The following is a 5,065-nucleotide window of genomic DNA, read 5'->3' as shown; positions in this document are numbered from 1 at the left end:
CGTCATCGGATTCTGAACCCGGTGGAAAAGGATGTGTATATCGGATTTACAGCTGTTCCCAAACCCTTCAGCGGAATTACCTTTTACCAGCCTTCCCTGCAAATTAACCGCAGCAGCATCGTCCCGCCGGATATGAATATCAGGCACACGAAGCCGCATAAATACGGTGTGTTCACCTATATCGGCCTCCACCGTCCGGAAGAGATTTCCGCACAATCCTTAAGCGCCATATGGAAGTATATCTTTGAAATCTGGATGCCGACCGTACAGTTTAATCTGGAGGAGAAATTCAGCTTCGAATCGGTCAACTACGCCAAGGGCAATAAGCATTATTGTGAATGCGACTTGTATTTCCCCATTTCGGGACTGTAAATTAACGCGTTGGCAGCTGCCCGAATACATACAACAGTTTTACTCTATATATGGCTTGGCAAAAACCGAATATTTGCTGCCCGTTCCTGCGGCAATATGAATCGTCTCCATCGTACCCTCAATCAGTTTGCGGATATCATCTACCGATCCTTTTTCAGCATAGATGAAGCCTACCCTGCATCCTAATTGCTCAAGACAACCGACGCTTTGAAAGTCAAAAGACTCCATCTGCCTTACTATCGATTGAGCGATAGTATAAAGTTCATCCCGACCCGCTTGGACAAATACAATAAATTCGTCACCATGAGCCCGTCCCAGGCATGCACGTTCCTTGTAACCCTCAAGACTCTCTCTGATGATTTCGTAGCAAGCTACAATGACTTGATCTCCAACATCGAAGCCGTATACATCATTAACATGCTTGAAGTGGCGGATATCAAACCGCATGACCGCTACAGGGTCATTGTTTGCGCAAACCGATAGCAGCTCTGATGTAGATTCCAGGAAAACTTCCAGATTGGGCATGTTTTTTTTGAGTTCATGTACACTTTGCTGCGTTATATGTAACAGTTCAAATGGATGGCCGATCAGAACCCCCTCCTTTTCAAGTAATGTAATTAACCTGTCGATTTGAACTTTCTTCTGCACCTGCTCATTCATATGGCTTGTAATTTCAATCCGTTTGTTAATGAGCTGATTGACCAAGTCTTCACTGCGGACAGGACCTGCAAGCACAGCTTTAATCTCAGCAAGCGAGAATTCCAGATTCTTCAGAATAAGAATCCAGTGAAGCAATCGTCCTTGTTCTTCATCATAGAAACGATACCCGGTCATAGGATCAATAGCTGACGGCTTGAGCAGTCCGATCTCATCGTAATGACGCAGCATTTTTGTAGTAACCTGATTCATTTCCGCAAATTCACTTATCTTCACTACCGTTCTTCCACCTCCAGGCTTCCGGCCGGAACACCCCTAACCTCAGCATAAACCTTCCTGTTACGTCAAAGTCAACTCCCTAAAAGCACCTACCCTATTAGGCAGGTGCTTTTGTATGATTATGATTAGGACTTCCGCACAGGTCTGATATACTTCCAAAACCGCTCCGGATTATGATAAAAGTAAATTAACCTGCCGGGGGAAGTATCAAAGCAGTAACCGGTGCCTGCATAATCAAAAGTTGCCATTGTCTCTTCCATCTTTTCCTCTACACTGCGGTTTTCCTGTTCATAATCGAATGGTCCATGTTCAAAAACAATATACTCGGCTTCGGGAACATCAATCATAAGCATTTGTGGGGGTACTCCGCCTTTATAATCAACAGGAAGACGGACACCATAACACTCTGTACGTGGAATACCCCAATCGCAGAGTCTGCCGTCCGGGTCATTAATGTACGCCATCAGTTGACCGCTGCTGCTGTTAGATTCGCTCCCGCCATCGTCATCCAGTTTGTCCTTGATACTATCGAGTAAGCCGCAAATGGTTTCGCAGTCCTGCCCCGGAATCAAACTTTGCTTTTGCCAAAAATCCCAATACCCGTTACTCTCATAGTTTTTAATGTGCAAAAATTTGTGTGCGGGAATGGTTACAAAATAAATTTTAATATCATCTGCAGATTTTATCATTCCAATCTCTCCAAATCCTAAAAAGTAGCGTTCGAAAGGGTTTATTTTTGTACGAAGAACGACAGGCTTAGGCTTTTTTCGGTATTCACTTGGAGTTACACCATAGGTTCCCTTGAAAGCTCTGGTAAAAGCTTCATGTGATGAAAAACCATAATCAAAAGCAATATCCAAAATGCTTTTTTCACTACTCCGCACCTCTTTTAGTGCAAAGGCTAACTTTCTAAGCCGCAGATAATCCCTAAATTGCATACCCGATATTTCTTTGAATTTTCTCGTTGTATGATATTCGGAATAACCCAGCCTGCGGGAAAGAAACCGTAGCGTTATGGCTTCACTGTTATGATGTTTAATACATGTGTCAATTTCATCAACGATGATTTGGATTTGCTTGTTCCACTCGTACATTTGACCGCTCACCCCGTTCCAATCGCCCTATAGTTATTATAGAGAAATGGAAATCGCATTACTTGATTTTACTTGCGGAAAAGACTTTTTTTAGTGGATTAAGACTTCCGTTTGCCGGCGGCTTTGTTAATATTTTCTGCAGCTCTGAATTTAACGATCCGGCTGATCAAATCATAAGGCAGCGGCTGATCCAGGGGGAACTGGACGGAGCCCTTCGCTCCTTTATATATGGACAGCTCGTCATGGAAAGCTTCAATTCCCTGCGGGGCCGGATAGAATCCGATGTGCTTTTTAAATGCCGCAAAGTGTACCAGATTGCCATGCAGCTCAAAGGTGGGCATCTGATAGCTGATCTTCTCTTTCGCTTCAGGCGCCGCCTCGTGAATCACTTGTCTTACCCTCTCAAGGAGGTCTTGTACCTCAGGTGCTGCTTTGGCAATATAATCGTCAATGGATTCGTACATGATTTTGTTTTCCATTTTGTCATCCTCCTGCTCACTTTTTTTTAAGTTTCAATACACCCTTCGCTCATGGATCATGGCCCGTTATCCTTATTTGCGGTTTGAGTCTGTAATAACATTTATGATTCTGCCTTTTGGCCGGTTATTTTCGTTCGGGTACCCTAAGGCATTATTAACGAACAAACAGCCGTTGCTCTTATACGAATGATTAAGATGGACATGACCGGAACACCATACCTTGCCATCTATTTGGCTGAAATATCCGGAACCGTCAAAATAATAACATCCGCTTATTGGATCACCAGCATGCTCCGCCGAAATCTGCGACCAATCTGGGCTCACATGTGTGATGATAACGTCACTGTCATGGATGATCCTGTCCAGCTTCTCTTTCTGCTCCCAAAAGAACTCCATCGGGCGCCGCGGCGAACCAATCGTATAATTGCGGTCATTCATTTGATTCGCCCAAATATCCAGCATAAAGTTAAGGCTTCTCCCCAATACATTCGTTCCATAAGAGAAATCGTACCACATCCCGACTCCCCCATATCGAACGCCATCCCACTCAAAGATGTCCCCTTCCAGGTAGTGAACACCCTCTATACCGGAAGCTAACGACTTCATTTCTGACCAGCGGTTCATTGAGGTCTGCAGCTTATAACGAACTTTGCTGTTCACGAGATAGTAATCATGATTTCCTGCAACGACCAGTATGTGCGCGTAGAAACGTTTGAGTGAGCGCAACATCTCATCATTTTGCTTGTTAAAGTGTCCCAGATCCCCGGCAATTACAAGGACATGCGACATTTCCTGAGGGAGCAGGCTCTCCACAAAACTATCAATTTCCCGCAAATTATCTTCTAGTGTCGGCCCCTTACGTTTAAGCCAGAAATCCAGGTGAATATCAGAGATAAGATCGAAATGAATCATGGTGGCGTGCTCCTTTGAGAGAAAGTGCGGGCGCAATAATGAATATACTGAATCTCTTATTTCCTCTTAATCAAAGCAATCTCCCGCTCATATCGCCCTATATATTCCTCAACTGTGACCTTACCGCTTAACTCGGCAATAAGCCCATAAGGGATGCTGCTGACCTTTTTGAACCGGATACAGGATTTGCCCATATCTAGCTTGGTGGGAACAACCTTCGGATACTCCTCCTGAAACCAGGCCAGCAGCTCCGGATTCATATAAATGCCCATATGGTACAGCGCAATATAGTTTTTCTGGGAAGCAATGCTTATGAAGGGCAGCGGTTCTTCCGGCTTCACATGATAACCCGGCGGATAGAGATGATGCGGGACAACATAGGCGATCATTCCGTAGGCCATCGTCTCCTCAAACCCGCTTGGCAGATTCTGCTTAACCGTTAGCCTAAGCTTCTCTATGGCAGCCTTACGTTCTTCCGGCAGCTGACTGATATAATCCTCGGGACTGTTTGCGGTGTATTCCATGCTTGTTCCTCCCCGGTAAAGTTAAGGTTTGTAATACGGTCCAGCACAGCTTAATAATTCAGCAGGCGTCCGTTATCATGCCATTGGCCATACATTTTGTTGTCTTTAGTGTTAGTAATGAATTTGTCTAATCGGCTGTTGAATAGCTCCGGCTGATGTTTATAGCTCTGTATTGTGTCGATGCGAATTCTTGTATACAGGTCAGGAAACGCCAGAAAGTTCTCATATACCTGCCTGTCCGCCTGCAGCCTTTGTTCGATGATAGAATCTATTTTAAAAGACCCGTGATCCATAGCAGGAAGCACCTTTCTTCCTTCTTCGGTCATTAAGCCCAGCTTTTCGAGCCGGCGGACACGTTCCTTGTTTAATTCCGTCCAAGAGCTTCTTTTGCTTCTGGGAGACAATCTCTGCACCAGCACTGCCTCCGGACTTTTCTTCTTAACACCATCAATCCAGCCGAAGCACAAAGCTTCTTCAACCGCGTCCAGATACAGCAGCGTACCCGGGGCCGGTGTCATATTGACTGCTACATGGCAGGCTTTCTCTGTCTTACAATTTTCCTGCAGCCAGCTTCTAAGATCTGCTCTCGATGTTGCAGTAAATAGATTTTCCAATTCCATTAAGGCCATTCACTCTCCTTTCTACCCATAATACCAAATCAAGCCCATTCCCCAAATCAAATTGCGGCAAAATAAAACTACAAACAGAAAAAGAGCCGACTTCCTGCGCACAGAAATATCGGCCCCCC

The 5,065-nt window shown here is 44.8% G+C and carries 7 protein-coding genes; 1 reads left to right on the top strand and 6 read right to left on the bottom strand.

All coding sequences use genetic code 11. The features are described 5' to 3' along the window. Positions 1-372: GyrI-like domain-containing protein (locus AQR02_RS06700; RefSeq protein WP_148449134.1), on the top strand; the 372-nt coding region annotated here is incomplete at its 5' end. 39 nt (positions 373-411) lie between these two features. Here the strand turns inward: AQR02_RS06700 and AQR02_RS06695 are convergent. The 6 genes from AQR02_RS06695 to AQR02_RS06670 form a co-directional block, all read right to left on the bottom strand. Then, on the bottom strand, positions 412-1,305 hold the full coding sequence (locus AQR02_RS06695; RefSeq protein ID WP_054939918.1) for a diguanylate cyclase domain-containing protein: 894 nt from the start codon (positions 1,303-1,305) through the stop codon (positions 412-414). 128 nt (positions 1,306-1,433) lie between these two features. Continuing rightward, positions 1,434-2,402, bottom strand: a complete 969-nt coding sequence (locus AQR02_RS06690) for a helix-turn-helix transcriptional regulator (RefSeq protein WP_054939917.1) — start codon at positions 2,400-2,402, stop codon at positions 1,434-1,436. Between the two features lie 98 nt (positions 2,403-2,500). Continuing rightward, on the bottom strand, positions 2,501-2,881 hold the full coding sequence (locus AQR02_RS06685; protein WP_054939916.1) for an iron chaperone: 381 nt from the start codon (positions 2,879-2,881) through the stop codon (positions 2,501-2,503). Between the two features lie 72 nt (positions 2,882-2,953). Next, positions 2,954-3,793, bottom strand: coding sequence for a metallophosphoesterase family protein (locus AQR02_RS06680; protein WP_054939915.1), 840 nt, complete (start codon positions 3,791-3,793; stop codon positions 2,954-2,956). Between the two features lie 56 nt (positions 3,794-3,849). Further along, positions 3,850-4,317 (bottom strand): DUF1801 domain-containing protein, encoded by a 468-nt coding sequence (locus AQR02_RS06675; protein WP_054939914.1) that lies wholly within the window; start codon positions 4,315-4,317, stop codon positions 3,850-3,852. 50 nt (positions 4,318-4,367) lie between these two features. After that, positions 4,368-4,937 (bottom strand): YdeI/OmpD-associated family protein, encoded by a 570-nt coding sequence (locus AQR02_RS06670; protein ID WP_054942016.1) that lies wholly within the window; start codon positions 4,935-4,937, stop codon positions 4,368-4,370. Positions 4,938-5,065: the final 128 nt, after the last annotated feature.

The organism is Paenibacillus ihuae, from assembly GCF_001368795.1.
GTDB classification, from domain to species: Bacteria; Bacillota; Bacilli; order Paenibacillales; family Paenibacillaceae; genus Paenibacillus_AQ; species Paenibacillus_AQ ihuae.
This window is presented reverse-complemented; position numbering and strand designations above follow the sequence as displayed.

What these genes read in the sequence shown, in the direction of transcription:
- AQR02_RS06690 (WP_054939917.1), bottom strand. Translation starts at nt 2,402, where the DNA reads ATGTACGAGTGGAACAAGCAAATCCAAATCATCGTTGATGAAATTGAC.
- AQR02_RS06685 (WP_054939916.1), bottom strand. Translation starts at nt 2,881, where the DNA reads ATGGAAAACAAAATCATGTACGAATCCATTGACGATTATATTGCCAAA.
- AQR02_RS06680 (WP_054939915.1), bottom strand. Translation starts at nt 3,793, where the DNA reads ATGATTCATTTCGATCTTATCTCTGATATTCACCTGGATTTCTGGCTT.
- AQR02_RS06675 (WP_054939914.1), bottom strand. Translation starts at nt 4,317, where the DNA reads ATGGAATACACCGCAAACAGTCCCGAGGATTATATCAGTCAGCTGCCG.
- AQR02_RS06670 (WP_054942016.1), bottom strand. Translation starts at nt 4,937, where the DNA reads ATGGAATTGGAAAATCTATTTACTGCAACATCGAGAGCAGATCTTAGA.